The sequence below is a fragment of the Erythrobacter sp. S259 genome, assembly GCF_057364965.1.
This window is the reverse complement of sequence record NZ_CP200286.1, coordinates 2,825,961-2,845,251: the sequence shown is the minus strand read 5'-3', so window position 1 is coordinate 2,845,251 and position 19,291 is coordinate 2,825,961. Positions and strand designations below refer to the sequence as shown.

22 protein-coding genes and 1 pseudogene are annotated in these 19,291 nt (G+C 58.8%); 14 read left to right on the top strand and 9 right to left on the bottom strand.

Annotated elements, in window-relative coordinates:
• Window positions 1–25 precede the first annotated feature (25 nt).
• The 9 genes and pseudogenes from AC0V60_RS13535 (at window position 26) to AC0V60_RS13495 (ending at window position 8,502) form a co-directional block, all read left to right on the top strand.
• The gene (locus AC0V60_RS13535) at window positions 26–985 is read left to right on the top strand and encodes an alpha/beta hydrolase (RefSeq protein WP_486178968.1); all 960 of its coding nucleotides are present in this window, start codon (window positions 26–28) and stop codon (window positions 983–985) included.
• Between the two features lie 44 nt (window positions 986–1,029).
• Window positions 1,030–2,397 carry a M48 family metalloprotease gene (locus AC0V60_RS13530; protein ID WP_486178967.1) on the top strand — a complete coding sequence of 456 codons (1,368 nt, stop codon included), beginning with the start codon at window positions 1,030–1,032 and terminating at the stop codon, window positions 2,395–2,397.
• Window positions 2,398–2,407: 10 nt separating this feature from the next.
• Window positions 2,408–3,127 (top strand): DsbA family protein, encoded by a 720-nt coding sequence (locus AC0V60_RS13525; protein ID WP_486178966.1) that lies wholly within the window; start codon window positions 2,408–2,410, stop codon window positions 3,125–3,127.
• Between the two features lie 2 nt (window positions 3,128–3,129).
• Window positions 3,130–4,158 (top strand): M48 family metalloprotease, encoded by a 1,029-nt coding sequence (locus AC0V60_RS13520; RefSeq protein WP_486178965.1) that lies wholly within the window; start codon window positions 3,130–3,132, stop codon window positions 4,156–4,158.
• 120 nt (window positions 4,159–4,278) lie between these two features.
• A complete protein-coding gene (locus AC0V60_RS13515) occupies window positions 4,279–5,493 on the top strand; it encodes a sensor histidine kinase (RefSeq protein ID WP_486178964.1) in 1,215 nt (404 codons plus the stop codon).
• A gap of 15 nt (window positions 5,494–5,508) precedes the next feature.
• Window positions 5,509–6,310: pseudogene (locus tag AC0V60_RS13510) on the top strand (LytR/AlgR family response regulator transcription factor).
• Window positions 6,311–6,514: 204 nt separating this feature from the next.
• A complete protein-coding gene (nadC, locus tag AC0V60_RS13505) occupies window positions 6,515–7,381 on the top strand; it encodes a carboxylating nicotinate-nucleotide diphosphorylase (protein ID WP_486178963.1) in 867 nt (288 codons plus the stop codon).
• Window positions 7,353–7,808 (top strand): hypothetical protein, encoded by a 456-nt coding sequence (locus AC0V60_RS13500; protein WP_486178962.1) that lies wholly within the window; start codon window positions 7,353–7,355, stop codon window positions 7,806–7,808. The genes nadC and AC0V60_RS13500 overlap by 29 nt, the downstream gene beginning before the upstream one ends.
• Window positions 7,798–8,502, top strand: coding sequence for a ribonuclease T2 family protein (locus AC0V60_RS13495; protein ID WP_486178961.1), 705 nt, complete (start codon window positions 7,798–7,800; stop codon window positions 8,500–8,502). The genes AC0V60_RS13500 and AC0V60_RS13495 overlap by 11 nt, the downstream gene beginning before the upstream one ends.
• A 155-nt stretch (window positions 8,503–8,657) precedes the next feature.
• Here the strand turns inward: AC0V60_RS13495 and AC0V60_RS13490 are convergent, their stop codons facing one another.
• Both AC0V60_RS13490 and AC0V60_RS13485 read right to left on the bottom strand, forming a co-directional pair.
• Complete coding sequence (locus AC0V60_RS13490; protein ID WP_486178960.1) at window positions 8,658–9,203, bottom strand: protein tyrosine phosphatase family protein; 546 nt, start codon at window positions 9,201–9,203, stop codon at window positions 8,658–8,660.
• Window positions 9,203–9,670, bottom strand: coding sequence for a nucleoside deaminase (locus tag AC0V60_RS13485; protein ID WP_486178959.1), 468 nt, complete (start codon window positions 9,668–9,670; stop codon window positions 9,203–9,205). Before AC0V60_RS13485 ends, AC0V60_RS13490 begins: the two co-directional genes overlap by 1 nt.
• Window positions 9,671–9,819: 149 nt before the next feature.
• On the opposite strand from AC0V60_RS13485, the gene rpmB reads away from it, so the two are divergent.
• On the top strand, window positions 9,820–10,107 hold the full coding sequence (rpmB, locus tag AC0V60_RS13480; protein WP_486156490.1) for a 50S ribosomal protein L28: 288 nt from the start codon (window positions 9,820–9,822) through the stop codon (window positions 10,105–10,107).
• Window positions 10,108–10,185: 78 nt separating this feature from the next.
• Here the strand turns inward: rpmB and AC0V60_RS13475 are convergent, their stop codons facing one another.
• From AC0V60_RS13475 to xseA, 4 genes are read right to left on the bottom strand one after another with little or no spacing between them, the layout of a single operon-like run.
• Window positions 10,186–11,166: an esterase-like activity of phytase family protein gene (locus AC0V60_RS13475; RefSeq protein ID WP_486178958.1), complete on the bottom strand. Its 981-nt coding sequence runs from the start codon at window positions 11,164–11,166 to the stop codon at window positions 10,186–10,188.
• Window position 11,167: 1 nt separating this feature from the next.
• A complete protein-coding gene (locus AC0V60_RS13470) occupies window positions 11,168–12,118 on the bottom strand; it encodes a M23 family metallopeptidase (protein ID WP_486178957.1) in 951 nt (316 codons plus the stop codon).
• Entirely contained in the window at window positions 12,119–12,322 is a 204-nt protein-coding gene (locus tag AC0V60_RS13465; protein ID WP_486178956.1) for a DUF2093 domain-containing protein, read from the bottom strand.
• 24 nt (window positions 12,323–12,346) lie between these two features.
• Complete coding sequence (gene xseA / locus AC0V60_RS13460; RefSeq protein WP_486178955.1) at window positions 12,347–13,846, bottom strand: exodeoxyribonuclease VII large subunit; 1,500 nt, start codon at window positions 13,844–13,846, stop codon at window positions 12,347–12,349.
• Here xseA and purD point away from each other — a divergent pair.
• Window positions 13,845–15,116, top strand: a complete 1,272-nt coding sequence (gene purD, locus AC0V60_RS13455; RefSeq protein ID WP_486178954.1) for a phosphoribosylamine--glycine ligase — start codon at window positions 13,845–13,847, stop codon at window positions 15,114–15,116. The genes xseA and purD overlap by 2 nt on opposite strands.
• Here the strand turns inward: purD and AC0V60_RS13450 are convergent.
• Complete coding sequence (locus AC0V60_RS13450) at window positions 15,113–16,138, bottom strand: adenosine kinase (RefSeq protein WP_486178953.1); 1,026 nt, start codon at window positions 16,136–16,138, stop codon at window positions 15,113–15,115. The genes purD and AC0V60_RS13450 overlap by 4 nt on opposite strands.
• Before the next feature lie 169 nt (window positions 16,139–16,307).
• Between AC0V60_RS13450 and AC0V60_RS13445 the strand changes: the two genes are divergently transcribed.
• The 3 genes from AC0V60_RS13445 to AC0V60_RS13435 all read left to right on the top strand — a co-directional run bounded on the left by AC0V60_RS13445 (window position 16,308) and on the right by AC0V60_RS13435 (window position 18,455).
• Window positions 16,308–17,000 carry an EI24 domain-containing protein gene (locus tag AC0V60_RS13445; RefSeq protein ID WP_486178952.1) on the top strand — a complete coding sequence of 231 codons (693 nt, stop codon included), beginning with the start codon at window positions 16,308–16,310 and terminating at the stop codon, window positions 16,998–17,000.
• Between the two features lie 73 nt (window positions 17,001–17,073).
• Window positions 17,074–17,394, top strand: coding sequence for a hypothetical protein (locus AC0V60_RS13440; RefSeq protein WP_486178951.1), 321 nt, complete (start codon window positions 17,074–17,076; stop codon window positions 17,392–17,394).
• A gap of 83 nt (window positions 17,395–17,477) precedes the next feature.
• Window positions 17,478–18,455, top strand: coding sequence for a hypothetical protein (locus tag AC0V60_RS13435; RefSeq protein ID WP_486178950.1), 978 nt, complete (start codon window positions 17,478–17,480; stop codon window positions 18,453–18,455).
• On the opposite strand, the gene AC0V60_RS13430 is transcribed toward AC0V60_RS13435, so the two are convergent.
• Both AC0V60_RS13430 and AC0V60_RS13425 read right to left on the bottom strand, forming a co-directional pair.
• A complete protein-coding gene (locus AC0V60_RS13430; RefSeq protein ID WP_486178949.1) occupies window positions 18,452–18,814 on the bottom strand; it encodes a HesB/IscA family protein in 363 nt (120 codons plus the stop codon). The two genes, AC0V60_RS13435 and AC0V60_RS13430, sit on opposite strands and share 4 nt — an antisense overlap.
• Window positions 18,814–19,284 (bottom strand): SUF system Fe-S cluster assembly protein, encoded by a 471-nt coding sequence (locus AC0V60_RS13425; RefSeq protein WP_486178948.1) that lies wholly within the window; start codon window positions 19,282–19,284, stop codon window positions 18,814–18,816. Before AC0V60_RS13425 ends, AC0V60_RS13430 begins: the two co-directional genes overlap by 1 nt.
• Window positions 19,285–19,291: the final 7 nt, after the last annotated feature.

Genomic DNA, 19,291 nt, shown 5'->3' with positions numbered 1-19,291 from the left:
AGGTATCGCGCCCCAATAGGGGGCGATGAACACGCAAACACCTCCAACCGAACGCAATCGCAAAACCAAAGGACCCTATCGGATCATGGCATGGACCTTAGGCGTTGTGTTGGCAGTCATCATTGTTGCGGCGGCCGGCCTTCAAATCGCGGTTTCGCGCGATGGCCCCGCGGTTTTGAGCCTTGTCGACCGGACCACAGGCGGGACAGGCGGCGCAGAGCTTAAAGCCAAGATTGCGACAGGCGATCACCCGGATCAAAAGCTTCTCGTGTGGGCTCCTGAAAAGCACGCTTCGGATAAGCCGCTTCGCCCGGTCATAATGTTTGTCCATGGTGGCAGTTGGAGCTCGGGCGATCCGGAAAGCTATGATTTCGTCGGACGCGCCTTTGTGGAAGAAGGCTTTGTGGTCGTCCTTTCCGGGTATCGCCTCGGGGCTGCAGGCAAATATCCCGCCATGATCGAGGATACAGCGCGCGCCTTTGAGTGGGTCCATAGCGAGATTGAAAGCTATGGGGGAGACCCGAAAAACATTGTTGTTGCTGGCCATTCTGCAGGTGCATACAATATGATGATGATCGCGCTTGAGGGCAAATGGCTCGGGCGGCATGGGCTTACGCCTGGCGCTATCAAGGGCGTGGTGGGGATCTCGGGCCCTTATGATTTTCTGCCTCTTGAATCAGACAGCACCAAGGCAAGCTTTGGCCACGCCGCCGATTTGGATGCGACCCAGCCGATCAACCATGTGAGCGCCAGTGCCCCGCCGATGCTGCTGATCCACGGCGAGAAGGACACCACAGTGGGCGCATTTCATTCGCGCAATATCAAGGCTTTGCTGGAGGATGCTGGGGTCCAATCGGCGCTCGAGCTCTATCCAGATATGAACCACACCGATCCGCTGATCTCGATCGCCGCACCTTGGCGCTCGCGGCGTGATATTGCGGCCAAGATCGCCCAATTTGCCCGCACACAGACCGCGTCTGAATAAAACTTCAGTTCCCGTTCAGGCCCAAAGGCGTTAGCACATCTAATATGCCTCTTTTTCGCTCCTTAGCCGCTGCATCTCTTGCATTGCTCGCCACATTTGCACTGTCGCTCCAACCGGTGGCAGCTCAGTCCATTTTGCGCGATGCCGAGACCGAGGCGCTCCTTCGGGATATGGCGCGTCCGCTGATCGAAGCCTCAGAGCTTGAGCCTGAGAATGTCGAGATCGTTCTGATCAATGATGCGTCGATCAACGCTTTTGTCGCAGGCGGCCAGGTGGTTTATGTGCACGCAGGGCTTTTGAACGCGGCCGACACTGCCAATGAAGTGCAAGGCGTAATCGCGCATGAACTGGGTCACATTACCGCAGGCCATGTGGTTCGGTTTGGAGAGCGGACCAAGGGCGCGCAGGGCATTTCGATCCTCTCGCTGATCCTTGGCGTTGGCGCTGCCTTGGCAGGCGCGGGTGATGCGGCGCTCGGTGCGATTTTAGCGGGCCAACAGGCAGCAACCGGCAACTTCCTTGCCTTCAACCGAAATCAGGAAGCGGCAACCGATCAGGCAGGCGCGCGATATTTGTCGGGCGCGGGTATTTCAGGCCGCGGCATGATCAGCTTTTTTGAAAAGCTCAGGAATTTCGAAATTCGCCGCGGCTACAGCCAGTCGGATGATGCAGCATACAGCCGAACTCATCCACTTTCGGGCGACCGCATCCAATTCTTGCGCGTGCAATTGGCCGAAGATGACGCTTGGGAGACCCCTGATGATCCTGAACTCCAAGCGCGTTTTCGGGCCGTCCAAGCTAAGCTTTATGGCTATCTCGCCAAGCCAGAGCGCACATTTCAACAATATCCCGAAAGCGATCAGAGCACCCCTGCGCGCTATGCCCGCGCTTATGCCTATCACAAGGATGCGCAGGTGACGAAAGCGTTAGCGGAGGCTGATAAGCTGCTCGCTCTTGACGCGCAGAACCCATATTTTCTTGAACTCAAAGGGCAGATCTTGCTCGAATCGGGCCGCCCGAAAGAAGCGCTTGAGCCGCTTCGCCGCGCGACAGACCTTACTCTCAATCAGCCGCTGATCGCTGGCATGTTTGGCCACGCTCTGATCGCAACGGAAGAGCGGGCGAACTATGATGAAGCGGAAAAAGTCTTGCGTGCAGCGGTTGCAAAAGACCGGTTCAACCCCTTCGCATGGTATCAATTGGGGGTCGTTTACGCCGAGCGCGGTGATATTCCGCGCGCAAAACTTGCCAGCGCTGAGCAGCAGATCATGCGCCGCAATTATCCTGAAGCTTTGCGTAATGCGAAAGATGCCGAAGCAGGGCTTCCGGTAGGGTCGCCCGATTGGATCCGTGCACAAGATGTAGGCCTTCAAGCGCGCGCGGAACTGGAACAGCTTCGCGACAGCCGCTAAGCACGCCTGCATGACTGAGACTTCTTCGGCGACTTCGCCTTTCCGTCACTCGCTGCTCACCGCGCTCTTGGCCCTCGCATTTGGGTTTCTGGGGGCTGCAGCCTGGTCCTACACAGGGCAAGCTGACAATCGGACCCGAGCTTATCTAATGGAAAATCCGGAGATTTTGCAGGACGTGGCCGAAGCGCTCGCTGCCAAAGATGCAAAAGACCGTTTGGCCTCTGTAAAAGAGGAGCTTTACACCCCTTTCCCCGGCGCCTTTATGGGCAATCCGGAGGGGTCAAAGGTTCTGGTCGAGTTTACCGATTACAATTGCCCGTATTGCGCAAGCAGTTTTCAGGACATCTCGCGCCTCATCGCCGAAGACCCTGAGCTGAAAGTCGTCATGCGTGAGTGGCCGATTTTTGAAGGCAGCGAGACCGCTGCCCGTATGGCGCTCGCAGCAGCCAAACAGGGGCGCTATCAGGCGTTTCATTCCGCCCTGTTCGAACGCGGCGATACAAGCGCTCAAGGCGTCGAAGCCGCAGCTCAGACTATTGGCCTCAACATGGAGCAAGCCCGCGCGGATGCGGTGAGCGATGAGGTCTCTGTGGAGCTCGTACGCAATCTGACCTTCGCGCAAAACCTCGGGTTCAGTGGTACTCCGGCGTTTGTAACCGGCGACACGTTGTTGCCAGGCGCGGTTGGAGCAGACCGGTTGAGAGAGGCGCTCGCCGGTGCAGGTGGCTGATAATGCTGACCAGCAACGGGCGGATTATTCGGGTCTTTCGGCGTACACATTTGGGGTTTTTGGCACTTCTCGCGCTTCTGGGAGGCGCGGCTCAGCCCGCTAAGGCGCAGGAATGGGACCAAGCGGCAATCACCCATTCGCCAGGGTCCATCGCCCATTTTCAAGCCTTTGATCAAAGACTTCAGGATGTCGGCTGGAGGTTGGTGCGCGCTAATGCAGATCATTGTGAGCGCGCTATTCCCTCCATCGGACTACAGATCCAGGACGTGACGACATTCGGAAAGCCAGAGCTTGCCCGCCGGGCGCTGAGACTCGCAGGAGATTTCGCAGTCGCGACCGCAGCAAATGGCTCGCCCTCGCACACAAGCGGAGCCTTCACCCGGAACCGCGAGATTACCCATTTGGGCGAGGTGGATCTGAGCACATTGGCGCCTGACCGAGAGAAGAAATGGGCCCGGCTAAAGCGCGTCCATGATCTGCTCGATCAATTGCTCGCTGATGGGAGCCCAATTTCCGTCAGGTTCGGCGACAGCGAGGCTGTATCGGTCAATCCTGTTCCTGTGTGCGCTGCGCGATTTGAACTCGCCGCGAATGACGAAAAGCTCGTTGCCAATGATGAGCGCGTCTACATCGGCATTCAGTCCGAGGCTTTCGGCTACAGCGAAGATGTTTTTGCCGCAGGAATTGCCCATGAGCTTGCCCATGTGCTGTTCGCCCATCATGGCTTCCATCAGCGACTGGGGCGAAAATTCGAACGCGTTCGAATGACTGAGAAGGAAGCCGACCGTTTGATGCCGTGGCTGCTTGTGAATGCAGGCTATAACCTGGGCGCTGCCTCTGTTTTCTTTCGCGAATATCGCCCCGCCAGCGGGAGCTTTCTGTTTGTGCGCGGCTCGCACCCGAAATGGCGCGACCGGCAAGAATGGGTCGAGGCTGAAACGTCTCTCATTGAGCGCGTTATGACGAGTGAGGGTAAGGCGAATTGGCGCGCGCATTTCCGGCGCGAGATTGATCCAGATACCGGGCTCTAGCCCCGTGCCTTTCCCAATCGCCCCAAGCCATGCGGCCAGCGGTTCCAGCTTTGCGTTCGTTTGCGAGCCCTTTTGCCTTAATTTGTGCGATGAACCGAAAATTGCGCTACACTGGTTATTATGTCGATGGTGAATTTCCAGCCTGCGCCCTTCTTTGCGAGCAAAAACCGCGCCTTCTGGAACCTGCAATTCGCTGGGTGGGGCGGGTATTTTTTGATGCGGGCCGTCATCGCACTCAACAATGGACAACCGTTAAGTCAAATGGTGGTTTTGTTGGTGACCACCATAGCCGGGTTTTCCATTACCCTTCTACTGTCTGTGGTCTATCGGCAGTTAATTGACCGCCAACCCATAGTTACATGGGGTGGGACAGCTATTGTTTTGTCTCTTGCTGTGCTTATGCACGTTACAATCGAAGCGTGGTTGCAGGGTGTCTATCAGGGGTCCCTCGGCGAAATAAGCTTTGCCCAGCGGTTGGTTGGGTACAGCTTCATCCCGCTTGCGATCATCGGCGGGTGGAGCGCGCTGTATTACGCGATCAATTACTTCCTCCGGGTTGAAGAGCAAACCCACAGAGCCGACCGATTAGAGGCGCAGGCGACATCGGCTCAACTGGCGATGCTGCGTTATCAGCTCAATCCGCACTTCCTGTTCAACACATTGAATTCTATCAGCACTTTGGTTCTTTTGAAACAAACAGAGCCTGCTAATGCGATGCTCACCCGGCTATCGGGATTCTTGCGTCATACCCTGATCGCAGAGCCGGGGAGCAAGGTTACTCTCGCGCAAGAGATCGAAACGCTTCAACTCTATCTTGATATCGAACGCATGCGCTTTGAAGAGCGGCTGCGTACGCATTTCGATATTGAAGAGGCCGCACTCACGGCACGGCTGCCTGCTATGCTGCTGCAACCCTTGGTCGAAAACGCGATCAAATACGCTGTGGGTCCGCAAGAGGAAGGCGCGCGCATTTCGCTCACTGGCCGCGTAGTGGGTCAGCGCCTCAGGGTTTCGGTCGAAGATACAGGCCCTGGCGTAATGCCAGGCGCTAGGCCCCTCCCACGTCCCGGAGAGCCTGTCTCAACCGGTGTCGGCCTTGCCAATATCCAGAACCGCCTTGCACAAGGGTATGGCGCTAACCATCTGTTCGAAACCCGCTCGCAAGCGGGCGGCGGATTTACCGTCTTGATCGAGATTCCTTTCGAGCCTGAAAGCGATACAGCTGCGAGCAGCTCAGTTTCACCCTCCCACACATCTGAAGCCCCCTCACCTCCCGATACAGAGGCGGCGGACAATGTGATCAATCTTAACTCCCCCGAAACCCCCAACGCGTGATTGGAAAATCCTAGCATGACCATTCGCACTATCCTCGTCGACGACGAAAAACTCGCCATTCAGGGCCTGCAATTGCGGCTCCAGCCACATGAAGATGTTGAGATTATCGACACGTGCTCCAACGGGCGCGAGGCGATCCGCAAGATCAAGACCGAGAAGCCAGATCTGGTCTTTCTCGACATTCAAATGCCCGGATTTGATGGCTTTAGCGTCGTCAAAGGCGTGATGGAAATAGAGCCGCCGCTATTCGTTTTCGTCACCGCCTATGAAGAGCACGCGATCCGTGCGTTTGATGCCAATGCGGTGAATTATCTGATGAAGCCGGTCGATGAAGACAAGCTGGCAGATACGATCGAGCGCGTGCGCCAGCGTTTGGCTGAGAAGAAATCCGCCGAGGATGCAGAACAACTGATGGGCGTCCTTGCAGAAGTCGCCCCTGACCGAGCGGCGGACTTTTCCTGTGAGGCGGCGGCCGAGAACACTGACCGGTTTGAAAAACTCATCAATGTGAAGGACCGCGGGCAAATCTTCCGCGTCGAGGTGGATCTCGATCGAACGGATCGAGGCAGCAGGCGATTACATGTGCATCTATACTGCCGAGAACTCGTTGATCCTGCGCGAAACGATGAAGGATCTGGAGCGCCGTCTTGATCCGCGCGTCTTCCAGCGTGTGCATCGCAGCTGGATTGTCAATCTTGATCAGGTCCGTCAGGTCAAGCCGCACACCAATGGCGAATGCTTCCTAGTGCTCGATTCAGGCGCTGAGGTGAAGGTGAGCCGGTCTTACCGGGATGTGGTAGCGCGTTTCGTGCATTGATATTTGAGTTCGCCCATACGGACGAACGCCTCGGCGCTATTGCCGCCGCTACGCTGCCGGGCACCTGCGGGCGCCCGGTCAGGCTTGCGAACCCGTTAGGTCCATTTCTGGCAACAAACACCAACATCCGTTCGCCCTGAGCTTGTCGAAAGGCGGCCCAAGCCTCTACGGTGCTTCGACTGGCTCAGCACGAACGGGAATTTGATGTCTTTTCAACTTGAGGGCTTCGACCTTGATACATTTGTCCGTGAAACCCTAGCGGAGGACTTGGGCGTTGGCCTTCCCGGCGGCGGCAAGGACGTGACCAGCGAGAGCGTGATCCCGGCTGATGCACGATTTTCCGGCGTTATGGATTCTCGAGATAGCATTGTGGTGGCAGGTCTCCCACTGGCAGAGGCGTTCTTCAGGCATCTTGACCCCGCTTGCGTGATCGAGGCGCTTGTGAGCGATGGCGATGCAGTGGCGGCCGGCACCGACCTCATGCGGCTCGAGGGCAATGCGCGCGCGCTCCTGACCGCAGAACGAAGCGCGCTAAACATTGTTCAGCACCTCTCCGGCATCGCCACTATGACCCGCGAATATGTGACGGCCATGCGCGAGGGCAGCGCGGCCTGCACCCTGCTCGACACCCGCAAGACGCTTCCGGGCCTTCGCGTGCTCGAGAAATACGCCACACGCCAAGGGCGCGCGCAAAATCACCGCATGGGGCTCTACGACGCGGCGATGATCAAAGACAATCACGTCGCGGTTGCAGGTAGCGTGGGCGAAGCGGTGCGGCGCGCAAGAGATGCAGGGGTCTCCCCGATCATCTGCGAGGTGGACCGCTTGGACCAGATCGAACCCGCGCTAAAGGCCGGGGCAGACCACTTGCTGCTCGACAATATGTCGCCCGAAACGCTCAAAGAGGCGGTCGCAATGGTCGCAGGCCGCGCCAAAACCGAGGCGAGCGGCGGGATCAACTTGGTCACCATCGCGGCGAAAGCTGCGAGCGGGGTGGATTATTGCTCTGTCGGTCGCCTCACGCAGAGCGCTCCTGCGGCTGATGTTGGCCTCGATTTTGCTCTTGTTTGATTTCTTCCGTGCGCGATGGCGCGAGGGGCCAAGGCCCATTGCCATTCACGCGTTTGCTGCCTTCATGGTCGCAACCGGGCTATTCACCCTCATTGATGCTTTACCCATTTACAGCCTCTGGGAGGAGCAAGAAGACAAGGTAATAGGTGCCTTCGCCTTGTTTACGATCACGTTGATCCCAGTCATTGCGATCTGGGGTTTCGGTAGCCGAATTGCTCGGATGCTGATGTGCGTTCCCGCAATGTTGTCGTTCTTTATCGTCTTGTTGCAAATCTATTCCTCATTGAGTCCAGATCCGTTCGATCCGCTGGTTTTGGCGCATGCTTTTGGGATGATGTGTGTAGTAACCGGGCTGTTCCACAGCTCTGTCTATTATTGGTTCAACCCGGAGAAGAAGGGGCTCCCCAATCCGCAACTTGATTTCTAAGTTCGGCGCGACGCTTCTGGCTTTTGCCCTACCTGTGGCTGGCAACGCGCAGGCCTACCAATGCCGCGCGCCGCAGGTGTCTTCGGTTCCGCAAGTTGCGCCCGATCAACGCCCCCGCGTGGTGCCGGTCACAGGCTACACCCTTGCGCTCAGCTGGTCCCCGGCCTTCTGCCGCACGCGACAGGACTCCCGCAATCACCGCGTCCAATGCTCTGGCGACAATGGGCGTTTTGGCTTCGTTGTGCATGGCCTGTGGCCGCAAGGGGCGCGCACATGGCCTCAGTGGTGCGGGGTTCAAAGCCGCCTTACCGCCAGCCAAGTGCGCCAAAACATGTGCATGATGCCCTCTGCCCGCCTCATTGCGCGGCAATGGGCAAAGCACGGCTCCTGCATGGTCAAACGCCCGGAAACCTATCTCGCCGTCACCAAAGTTCTGTGGGAGAGCCTTCGGATCCCGGACTACGACCGGATCAGCCGCGAGGATGGCCTGACCGCTGGCCGCATTCGCCAAGCCTTTGCCGATGCCAATGGTCGCATGTGGCAGGCGGGCCATGTCGGCGTGAAACTCAACCGCGATGGATGGCTGGAAGAACTGCGCCTTTGCTACAACAAACGCTTCCGCCCCGCCCGCTGCGATGATCGCAGGTTTGGGGCAAGAGATGATGCAAAAGCGAAGATTTGGCGCGGTTTGTGAGAGGGCTTTAGCGTCACCCCGGCGAAGGCCGGGGTCCAGCTTCTCGAGGGTCATGCGGGAGTGAATGCGGTTCTAGTGGGGATTTTTCTGCGAGTTGGCTGGGACTAACCCTTTTGCAACGACAAGCGACCCTGCACGGTCAGCTGGACCCCGGATCAAGTCCGGGGTGACGAGGGGGTTTGAGAGCCATTCTCCAAAAATTCCGGCCACGCTCCGAAGGGTTCCCAGACGTGCGCAATGTGTTCGCGGGCTTGCTCTACCGGCTCGCCCAGCACCTCGTGGCGGTAGCGGGCTGTGAAGATCGAAACGCGCGCATTGACCGCGCAGTGCACCCAAACGCGCTTGCCACCATTGGCCTGCATTGCTTCGACGAACTTGGCAAAATCGGCCTCTTTGGGCGCTGCGAAATTGACGGGAATATAGGTGTAATCGAGGCCAAGCCCGCGCACGACGTCCCCCTCATTCTTAAGCGCATTTTCCTTTTCTTGGGGCAGCAAATTGATCACAGCATCAAAGCCAGCCCCCGCAATCGCGCCAAATTGCTCTTGGGTGGGCTGACCCGAGGTCGAGAGATTGTCGGTGATCTTCACATAGTTGAAGATGCTCTCAATATCCGCGCGCCCAAGCGAAATCCCCAGCCGTTTGGCGATGACCGTGCCGAGGTATTTGGTGATGGTCTTGATTGTCTGCAAACTGGCCATCACCGCCGCTCCTTAAAAAACGCGCGCAGCATCTCAGCCGCCTCTTCCTCGCCCAGCCCTGTGTAAACCTCGGGCGCGTGCATGCATTGCTCTTGTTCGAAGACGCGGGCGCCGTGCTCTACGCCGCCGCCTTTGGGGTCGCTTGCACCATAGTAAAGCCGCGCAATCCGCGAATGGGAAATCGCGCCTGCGCACATGACGCAGGGCTCTAACGTCACATACATGTCGCAGCCGGTCAGGCGGTCGTCTCCGAGCCAGTCCGACGCCATGCGGATCGCGCGCATCTCTGCATGGCCGGTGGGATCAGGGGGCGAGCGGGTCGCATTGGCCGCCACCGCGACCACTTCGCCGTCCTTGACGATCACCGCGCCCACGGGCACTTCGCCAGCCTCCGCCGCCTCGCGGGCAGCCTGCAATGCGGTTTGCATCGGCTGCGGGATCGGCCATTTGGTTCCTTGGGTGGTCATCAGACCCCAAGCGCTAACCCTCGCGGGCTCACGAATCAATTGACGATTCGCAAGTGGCCCGCTATGCGCCGCGCTTTCCGGGGTTTCCGAGCGATCGGTCCGCTTTTACGGCGGCACTCCCGCAACCGACAAACAAGACGAGATTTATCATGTCGCGCATCTGCGAACTGACTGGCAAAGGCCGCCAGGTTGGCAACAACGTCAGCCACGCCAATAACAAAACCAAGCGCGTTTTTCTGCCTAACCTGCAGAACGTGACTTTGATGAGCGAAAAGCTCGAGCGCAGCTTCAAATTCCGTGTGTCGACCCATGGTCTTCGTTCGGTTGAGCACAATGGTGGTCTCGACAACTGGCTCCTCAAAACCAAAGACGAGAAGCTTTCTTCGCGCGCACAAAAAGTGAAGCGTGAACTTAAGAAGCTGGCAAAAGCCGCTTAATCTCGCTTCGGCGATGAAAACAGGACAAAAATAGGAGAAGGGCGCAGCGCGATACAAGCGTTAGCGTCCTTTTCTCGTTCAGCTTGCGGTGGGCGTGTAGGTTAGCTTTGCCACCAAAGTGCGCTGCATGGCGGCCAGATTGTCATCTGAGATAATCCAGACCGTCATTCTACCGTTTTCCTCAGCACGAACTGCTATACCCTCATAGTTCTCAGGCGGCAAAACGCCCTCGAAATCGAACAGCACACGCGGCGCTATGGCCGCATTTGCACCGGGCTTCGGTGCATCCATGATCGCAAGTTTGCCCGCAAAAGGCGGGTAATTGCCCCAATCCACATCGCGCATCAGCAACAGCACTCGGCCATCGGGCATTTGCGCCAAATCGGTAACAGCAAAGCCAACCGCTGGGTTTTGAAACGGAACGGTTTTGGGGGAGCCACCCTCGACCGGATCACTATCAAAGATCAACGCCTCATCTCGCCCTTCTGGCAGGATCAAGAACCGCCCGTCAAACAGTCGCTCCATCGCCTCAAGTCCTGCATTGGAATACCAGTCCTTGGCCATGTCATCGAAAATCCGGACCTCTTCCGGCTGCGTTTTGTAAGAGAACCGGTGGACCGCATGGGTGTTTTCATAGCCCACCCAATAATCCCCGCCTTGAGCAGGATCGCGCGTTACGGATTCGATGTCCCATAAAAGCGAATAGAGAGCAGGATCATTGTAGGGCAGGCCTGCTGTTAGGCGCGTTTCCGGCCTTTCCTCTGAACGATCGGGTTCCACGAAAGTGAACAGGAAACCCCGGTCGGAAAAAGCGCGCAAACGCCCTCCGCCAAGGGTCAAAAGCCCGGAGAAACCGCCAAAGCGTAAAGACGGCTCGGTTGAGTAATGCCACACACCTTCAACCTGCCAGCCGGGGACACCGGTTTGCGAGGCGGCCGCCACTTGCTCGAGCGCAATATCTCTAGGATTCTCTTCGTCAACCGGTGTGCGCAGCCACGTTCCGGGCGCGGCCATGGCAGCGACGACGAGCGCCGCAGTCACCCTAATTGCTCTTGCCACGCTAGCTCATAGGCCCTGCAAGAAGGATCGGATCAAAGCGCGCATCGTGCCATTTAAGGCCCCAGTGAAGATGGGGACCAGTGGAGCGCCCGGTCGAGCCTATATCGCCAATATGCTGACCCTGGCGCACGGTGTCGCCCTCTTTCACATGGATGCGGTGGCAATGGAGGAATGCGCTGTTGAGACCATTGCCGTGGTCAAGCATCAAAAGGCCGCCCTCGAGGCTAAAACCCGTCCGCGCAAGGATCACCACGCCGTCAGCCGGAGCCACAAAAGGAGTGCCGGTGGGCTTCGCGATATCAATGCCGGAATGATAGCTTCCCGGTTCGCCGCGAAAGATCCGCTGGCGGCCAAAGCGGCCCGAAATGCGTCCTTTGACGGGCCAGATGAAATCCTGTTTCCAACCTTGCGCTCCCGTCACCTTGGCGCGCGCCGCCACGATGGCATTGTGTTCGGGTTCGCGTTTGCGCCAATAAGCTTCAGGATTGCGAAGCGCGCGCTTGGCGACATTGACCCGCTCAATCTGCCAATCACGAGGTGACACAGCAAGGGTTTCGGTGACGGTGCTCCCGTTTTCCAGCACTGCCGTGAGGGCAACATTGGCCGCGCTGTCGCGGTCAAAGGCCGCGAAGAACAATCCATCCTCGCCGATATCAACCGCTTGGTCGCCGAGGGTGATTTTGATCGTTCCCGTAGGCGCTTGCCCCCGAATAAAACCGCCTTGGGTGAGTTCGCCTGCCAGAAACAGGAAATCGGCCTGAATAGGCGCAGCAGGCAGCACAGGTTCAGCCGCGACCACAGGCGCTGCTTGTGCTTCCGGGATAGCGGGGGTTGCCGCCGCTGTTTTTGCGGCCCCTGTTCCTGCCGCTTCTGTTGTTGCAGCTTCGGTGCCGGTGCAGCTCACCAATGTGAGCAATCCCAACCCAGCGAACGCGCATAGCAGACGCATCATTTAGTCCGCCTCAAGCAGGCGCTTGGTCGCGATTTCGGGTGAAGCATAAGCCTCCTGATGCTCCGCGCTCCAATAGCGCAGCTCTTCAAGAGGAATCACCGCGCCAGAGACTGCGCAGATGACATGGTGGCCCGGCCTCAGGACACGAAATCCAGAAGGGTCATAGTGAAGTTTTGCGGTCTTATCGCCTGAGGACATCAACATGGGAGCATCCATAGCAAAGGCAGGCTATCCAAACAAATCATCTTGGCGCGGATTTGACGCCTGGAGCTTGGTTTTCGTCTGGGGCTTTCCCTTAGGCGTTGCTGCGGCCTGCTTGGGCGTGCGGGGTGGAGGCAGCGCACCGCCAACCCCCACATCCAGCTCGCCGTCCTTGAATTTGAGGGTAAGCGCTGAATGCTCGCTCGCCCGCGACCGGGACGTAACCACCGCGCCATCGCCCGCGCGCACCATGGCAAACCCTCGCTCCAGCGGCTTTTCCGGATGAAGCTGCTCCACCAGCCGGGCGAGTGCGGTCAGGCGTTGCTGCCGCTCCACAATGGGGCGCTCGACCATGGCAGGGATGAGGCGCACCCGGTCCAGCCTGTCTTGGCGTTTTTCGAGCGCTGTATCCAGCAACCTGCGACCGAGCCTTGCCGCTGTACCTGCCAATTTCTCGCGACCCTGCCCTGCCTGATCTCGGAGTCCCCGGCGGAGACGTTCGGACAGATCATCAAGCTTCTGCGCTTGGGGTTGCAGAAGCGCTTCGATTCTAGGCATTCGGCGCAAGCGTGCTTCCAAACGCTCGCGCCCAAGTTCCAGCGGGCGATACACTGCGCGGCGCTGGCGGGCAGCGAAATCAGCGACGGTCGCATCCAAGTCAGCCCTGACCGGCACAGCCATCTCTGCCGCAGCCGTAGGTGTCGGCGCGCGTTGGTCCGCGGCGTAGTCGGCCAGCGTTGTGTCCGTCTCATGACCCACGGCGGAGATTACGGGAATCGAGCATTCCGCAATTGCGCGCACCACGACCTCTTCGTTAAAGCCCCACAGGTCCTCTATCGAACCGCCCCCGCGCGCAACGATCACCACATCGGGGCGCGCCACAGGACCGCCCGGAGCGATCTCAGAAAACCCTCGAATTGCCCCCGCCACTTGCTCCGCAGCGCCCTGTCCCTGCACCAGCACCGGCCACACAAGCACATGGCTTGGAAAACGGTCGGCGAGACGGTGGAGGATGTCGCGGATCACTGAGCCTGTGGGCGATGTCACCACCCCGATCGTGCGCGGCAGGAACGGGAGGCGCCGCTTGCGCTCCCTTGCAAACAGCCCCTCAGCCTCAAGCCGGGCGCGGGTCTTTTCAAGCAGCGCCAGCAATGCGCCCTCGCCTGCAATCTCAAGGCTGTCCATCACGATCTGATATTTGGAGCGCCCCGGATACGTCGTAAGCTTACCCGTCGCGATCACCTCAAGCCCATCTTCGGGCACAAACGCCAGCCGCCCAGCATTGCCGCGCCACATAACGCCGTCGAGCACAGCCTTATCGTCTTTCAGCGCGCAGTACATATGGCCAGAAGCTGCGCGTTTGACACCGGAAAGCTCCCCGCGGAGGCGCACATAGCCAAAGCGATCCTCGACCGTCCGCTTCAAGCTTTGGGAAATCTCGCTGATCGACAAAGGTTCAGCGTTGTCCCCATCGCGGCTGCGCGCTAGCAGGCCAGAACTATCGGAAGAAGAGGGGCTGCGAGCCATGAATATCCTGCTAATCGGGTCGGGTGGCCGCGAACATGCTCTAGCCTGGAAGCTCGCGCAATCCCCGTCTTGCGCCAAGCTCTACGCCGCCCCCGGAAATCCCGGAATCGCTGAGGAAGCGGAATTGGCGGCGCTAGATGTGAGCGATCACGGCGCAGTGGTAGAGTTTTGTAAGGCGAAGACAATCGGGCTGGTGGTGATCGGTCCAGAAGCGCCATTGGTCGATGGCCTCGCCGATAGCCTTGCCGCCGCCGGTATCCCCGCATTCGGCCCCTCCGCTAAAGCCGCGCAATTGGAGGGCTCCAAAGGCTTTACCAAGGACCTGTGCGCGCGCGCCAATATCCCCACAGGCGGCTATGTCCGCACGCATTCTTTAGCTGAAGCCACCGAAGCCCTCGCCAAGTTCACCGCGCCTTACGTGCTCAAGGCCGATGGTCTGGCGGCAGGCAAGGGTGTGGTGATCGCTGCATCCCTCGAAGAGGCAGAGGCCGCGCTCGCCGATATGTTCGATGGCGCGTTTGGTGAAGCTGGCGCGCAGGTGGTGATCGAGGAATTCCTCGAAGGCGAAGAGGCCAGTTTCTTTGCTATCACCGACGGCACACACGTCCTCCCCTTCGGCACAGCGCAAGACCACAAGCAGGTGGGCGAGGGCGATGTCGGCCCGAACACTGGCGGAATGGGCGCATACTCGCCTGCGCCTGTGTTGACCGAAGAATTGCAACAGCGAGTGATCGCCGAAATCATCCAGGCGACCGTCGACACAATGCGCGCCGAGGGTATGCCCTATTCCGGCGTGCTCTATGCAGGGCTCATGCTAACCGCGACCGGCCCCCAGCTGATCGAATACAACTGCCGCTTTGGCGATCCGGAATGCCAAGTGCTGATGACGCGTTTCAAAGGCGACTTGGCAGCGGTTATGCTGGCCTGCGCCGAGGGTGAGCTTGGCGGTCAGGAGGCGAAGTTTGCGGCCGAAACCGCGCTTACGGTGGTGATGTGCGCCAATGGCTACCCCGGCACGCCCGAAAAAGGCGGCGCAATTGATTTGGGTGCGAGCGAAGAAGGCGGCGCAAAGGTCTTCCACGCTGGCACTAAGCTGGCAGATGGCCAACTGGTCGCAGGCGGAGGCCGCGTCCTCAACGTCACCGCCAGCGGCGCGAACGTGACCGAGGCGAAAGCGGCGGCCTATGAGGCGGTCGAGAAAGTGGACTTCGAGAGCGGCTTCTACCGCAGCGATATCGGCTGGAAAGAAGTTGCGAGGGAGAAACGCTAGAGGCTCTTCTCCATAAGCGCCTTCATATCGGTCTCAGGTCGCGGGCCGTAGTGCGAGATCACCTCAGCCGCCGCAATCGCGCCGCGTTTGAGGCAGGTCTCAAGCTTCTCTCCGCGCGCAAAGCCAGCGAGGAAACCGGCGGCGAATTGGTCGCCTGCTCCGGTGGTGTCGACCACTTTGGCAACCGGCGCTGCGGCAACAACGGCCCGCTCGCCATTAGCGCTAGCGACCGCCCCCTTGGCGCCTTTGGTGGCGACGAGAACAGGGACATTGGCGGCAAGCGCGTCAAAACCGGTGTCGAAGTCGTTTTCGCCTGTGAGGGTCGCAAGCTCGCTCTCGTTGACGAAGAGGATGTCAATGAGACCCTCTTCAATCATCGCGCGAAAGTCATCGCCGTGACGGTCAATGACAAAGCTTTCAGAAGCGGTGAAGGCGACTTTGCGGCCAGCCTCGCGCGCTACACCCATCGCCCGGCGCATCGCATTGCGCGGCTCCTCGGGGTCCCAGAGATAGCCTTCGAGATAGAGGATGGCCGCGCCCTTGATCAGGTCTTCGTCGAGGGCGGAGGCAGGAAGGAACTGGCTGGAGCCGAGGTCGGTGTTCATCGTGCGCTCGCCGTCGGGCGTTACGAAGATGAGGCAGCGGCCCGTTGGCGGATTGGCCGGTGTGCCGTCAGTCGGGCGAGCCGCAGTGTCGAAGTCGATGCCGGTTGCGCGCATGTCGCGGGCAAAGATCTTGCCGAACTGGTCATCGGCAACCTGGCCCACAAAAGCGCACTGGATGTCGAGCGCAGCAAGCCCTGCAAGCGTATTGGCCGCCGAGCCGCCCGACTTCTCGGTTGCTGGTCCCATCGCATCGTACAGGCGGTCAGCGCCCGCTGGATCTACAAGGGTCATGCCGCCGCGGTTGAGGCCCAGCTCCTCAATATCCTCTTCGCTGCACGAGGCGATGATATCGACGATAGCGTTTCCGATGGCGACTACGTCGTAGCGGGCGGGCCCTGATGAGTTGGCGTCTGACACGGTGGCTGGGTCCTTGGATGGCATTGAAAGGAAATGTTGGAGCTGCGCCTAGCGCCAAGTTGCAGGTACGCCAAGCCAAAATGGGGAGCAAAGACTGAGGGCGTGAAAGGGGTGATATAGGTCTCAAGTGGTTTGACTAGCCGGGCGGAAGGACGCAACGGTAGGGCTAATGAATGCGGTGATCACAGCGTTGGCGAAAGGCGCAGGGCAATTGAGCGACCCTGCCGTGCTGCGCGTGCTTTTAAAGACGGCTGCTCTCACTTTGCTGGCGTTCCTAGTGCTTGGCGCGGCGGTCTATTTCGCTTTCGGCTGGGTCATTGCAGCGATGGGCTGGGAGCTCAGCGGATGGGCAGGAGCAGCCGCTGCGGTGATCGTTGGCGCGCTCGCCTTCTGGTTCTTGTTCCGCATGGTAGCCCTTGCCGTTTTGCAATTCTTTGCCGACGAGATCGTGATTGCCGTGGAGGAACGCCACTATCCGCAAGCGGCAGCAAGAGCGCGCAAATTGCCGTTTCGCCAAGACCTTGCCAACAGCGTCAGGGGCCTTGGAAGAGCGCTTATGTTCAATGCGTTGGCCTTGCCGTTTGCGATTGTCTTGCTGTTCACTGCGGTCGGGCCTGCCGTCGTGTTCCTGATCGTCAATGCGGTGCTTTTGGGGCGCGAGCTTACCGATATGGCCTGGTTCAGACACAGAGCAGAGCCCGGCGCACCCAATCCTGTGCCAAGCATGGAACGCTTCTTTCTGGGCGGGGTTATAGCAATGATTATGATGGTTCCCTTTGCGAATTTTATCGCGCCGATATTAGGCGCAGCTGCGGGGACCCACCTTACGCACCGGTACATGGGAGCTGCTCATGAGGCATAGATCAGCAGGTCTCGTGTGCCTTTGCACCGCGTTATTGGGTGCTTGCGCGCCCAGCGTCAGAAAAGCGCCGCCTATGGTCAGTGCTGCGCCACCGCCAGGCGGCACGCCCGCGCCGCAAATCCTGCGCGAAAAAGGCCTCGAAGGCGTGATTGGACAAGGCGCATCCTCGCTCACCCAGCGTTTTGGAAGGGCACGTATTGACCTGTCCGAAGGCGATGCGCGCAAATTGCAGTTCAGCTCCGATGCCTGCGTGCTGGATATCTTCCTCTACCCACTAGAGCGTGGACGCGCTCCGGTCGCAACCCATGTCGAAGCACGCCAACGTGTGGGCGGCGGTGATATTGACCGGGCAAAGTGCATTGACGAGGTGACAAGCGCAGCGCGCAGTCGTTGATCGCTTTGGTAACGCAGCCTTAAGCACATTGTGGCATTTATGATCCACTGCCCACTAAGGGTATCAAAGGGGTATTTGCCAAAATGACCATGCATTTCTCTGAACTTGCCAAGGCCGCTGCTGCTGATGGAACCGTTGATCCGCAAGAGGTGCTTGCGCTGCGCCGTCAGGGCTGGGGCGATGGGATCATCGTTCGCGAAGAGGCAGAGGCGCTGTTCGCATTGAATGATGCGGTCGAGGATCGGGGCCAGGAGTGGTGCGACTTCTTCGTTGAGGCGATTGGCGAGTATGTCTTGAACGGCACAGAGCCAAAGCGGCAGTGCAGTGAAAAAGAAGCCCGCTGGCTGATCGAGCAGGTCGACCGCGACGGCGTGGTAGAGAGCTTTGTCGAGCTTGAGACCATGGTTCGCATCATTGAACGCGCGGAAAATGTGCCAACTTTGCTCAAAGACTATGTGCTTGAACAGGTTGAGAGAGAGGTTCTGAGCGGAACCGGCCCCACACGCTGTGGGGGCGAGCTTTCCGACACCCATATCAGCGCAGCAGAATGCAAAATCTTGCGCCGTGTGATCTTCTCAAGCGGCGGGTACGGCCCAGCGGCTGTTAGCCGGTTTGATGCAGAAATGCTCTTCCGCCTGAAGGATGCAACGCTAGCCGATGCGAACGCGGCTGAATGGAGAGATCTGTTCGTTGATGGCGTTGCCAACTACCTCAAAGGCTTTTCGATGGCCAATGCGCAGCTTAGCCATGAGCGCAAGCTCGAGTTGGAGCGCTTTATCGCTGATAACTCAAGCAATGTCGGGCGCTTCATGTCCCGCATGGTGCGCGAGGCACCAAACGTCGCTCAAAACTTCGGTAATGCGATGGGAGTTGTTTTCGGCAAACGCAAAGGCGGACCAGTATCTGAATATGCTGGCGCAAAAATCGTCGCCCAAGCGCAAGCAGGTGCAGAGATTACCGATACCGAATCAAGCTGGCTTGATGCGATGGTAAAGGCAGACGGCGAACTGGACGATCTAGAGCGCCGTTTGATCAATCGGCTAGCCGAAGACGACCGCTAGACCATAAAGCTCTCGCCGCAGCCGCACGCGCCCTTGGCGTTGGGGTTTTCAAAGGTGAAGCCAGCGGTAAAGTCGTCTTCGACCCAGTCCATGACCGAACCGACCAGATAGAGCACGCTTGCGCCGTCGATGTAGAAGATGCCGCCTGGCGTCTCGATCTTTTCGTCGAACTTGGCCTCTTCGGTCACATAATCGACCGAGTACGCAAGCCCCGAACAACCGCGGCGCGGGGTAGAAAGCTTTACCCCAATCGCATCCTCAGGCGCATTGCTCATGAGATGGGCGATGCGGTCCTCCGCGCCCTTTGTAAGGGTCACCGCGGCGGGCAACTTGCGAGTTTTCGTGGTGGTCTCGGTCATTAGAGCATCCCCAATTCAAGCCGCGCTTCATCCGACATCTTCTCAGGGCTCCACGGCGGGTCCCAGACCAGATCAACCTCTGCATCGCGAATGCCAGGCACAGAGGACGCGCGCAATTCAACCTCTCCCGGCATAGTCTCTGCGACGGGACAATGCGGCGTCGTCAGGGTCATTGTGACAGTGGCGTCGCACTCATCATCGACCTCAACACCGTAAATGAGGCCCAGATCATAGATGTTGACCGGGATTTCCGGGTCATAGATCTCTTTAAGCGCATCAATCACCGCTTGCTGCAAGTCGCCGCCGGGGCCGCCTGCGGTGTCCGCAGGCTTTTGATGCAAAAACCCGTCGAGATAATCGCGGGTGCGCTCAGAATTGTTGGCGGCATCAGCACTTTCCGTATCGGGATCAACCGCATCCTCAACCCGTGCGCGGGGCGGTTTTGCCGATGTTTGATCGGTCGTGGTCATAACGTGT

Bases quoted from the DNA above. Each gene is read 5' to 3' on its own strand.
- AC0V60_RS13485 (WP_486178959.1), bottom strand. From the start codon at position 9,670: ATGACCACCCAAGGAACCAAATGGCCGATCCCGCAGCCGATGCAAACC.
- AC0V60_RS13425 (WP_486178948.1), bottom strand. From the start codon at position 19,284: ATGACCACGACCGATCAAACATCGGCAAAACCGCCCCGCGCACGGGTT.
- AC0V60_RS13515 (WP_486178964.1), top strand. From the start codon at position 4,279: ATGTCGATGGTGAATTTCCAGCCTGCGCCCTTCTTTGCGAGCAAAAAC.
- AC0V60_RS13535 (WP_486178968.1), top strand. From the start codon at position 26: ATGAACACGCAAACACCTCCAACCGAACGCAATCGCAAAACCAAAGGA.
- AC0V60_RS13490 (WP_486178960.1), bottom strand. From the start codon at position 9,203: ATGGCCAGTTTGCAGACAATCAAGACCATCACCAAATACCTCGGCACG.
- AC0V60_RS13440 (WP_486178951.1), top strand. From the start codon at position 17,074: ATGGTCAGTGCTGCGCCACCGCCAGGCGGCACGCCCGCGCCGCAAATC.
- AC0V60_RS13525 (WP_486178966.1), top strand. From the start codon at position 2,408: ATGACTGAGACTTCTTCGGCGACTTCGCCTTTCCGTCACTCGCTGCTC.
- AC0V60_RS13465 (WP_486178956.1), bottom strand. From the start codon at position 12,322: ATGTTGATGTCCTCAGGCGATAAGACCGCAAAACTTCACTATGACCCT.
- xseA (WP_486178955.1), bottom strand. From the start codon at position 13,846: ATGGCTCGCAGCCCCTCTTCTTCCGATAGTTCTGGCCTGCTAGCGCGC.
- nadC (WP_486178963.1), top strand. From the start codon at position 6,515: ATGTCTTTTCAACTTGAGGGCTTCGACCTTGATACATTTGTCCGTGAA.
- AC0V60_RS13470 (WP_486178957.1), bottom strand. From the start codon at position 12,118: ATGATGCGTCTGCTATGCGCGTTCGCTGGGTTGGGATTGCTCACATTG.
- AC0V60_RS13530 (WP_486178967.1), top strand. From the start codon at position 1,030: ATGCCTCTTTTTCGCTCCTTAGCCGCTGCATCTCTTGCATTGCTCGCC.
- AC0V60_RS13520 (WP_486178965.1), top strand. From the start codon at position 3,130: ATGCTGACCAGCAACGGGCGGATTATTCGGGTCTTTCGGCGTACACAT.
- AC0V60_RS13500 (WP_486178962.1), top strand. From the start codon at position 7,353: ATGTTGGCCTCGATTTTGCTCTTGTTTGATTTCTTCCGTGCGCGATGG.
- AC0V60_RS13435 (WP_486178950.1), top strand. From the start codon at position 17,478: ATGACCATGCATTTCTCTGAACTTGCCAAGGCCGCTGCTGCTGATGGA.
- AC0V60_RS13445 (WP_486178952.1), top strand. From the start codon at position 16,308: ATGAATGCGGTGATCACAGCGTTGGCGAAAGGCGCAGGGCAATTGAGC.
- AC0V60_RS13430 (WP_486178949.1), bottom strand. From the start codon at position 18,814: ATGACCGAGACCACCACGAAAACTCGCAAGTTGCCCGCCGCGGTGACC.
- rpmB (WP_486156490.1), top strand. From the start codon at position 9,820: ATGTCGCGCATCTGCGAACTGACTGGCAAAGGCCGCCAGGTTGGCAAC.
- purD (WP_486178954.1), top strand. From the start codon at position 13,845: ATGAATATCCTGCTAATCGGGTCGGGTGGCCGCGAACATGCTCTAGCC.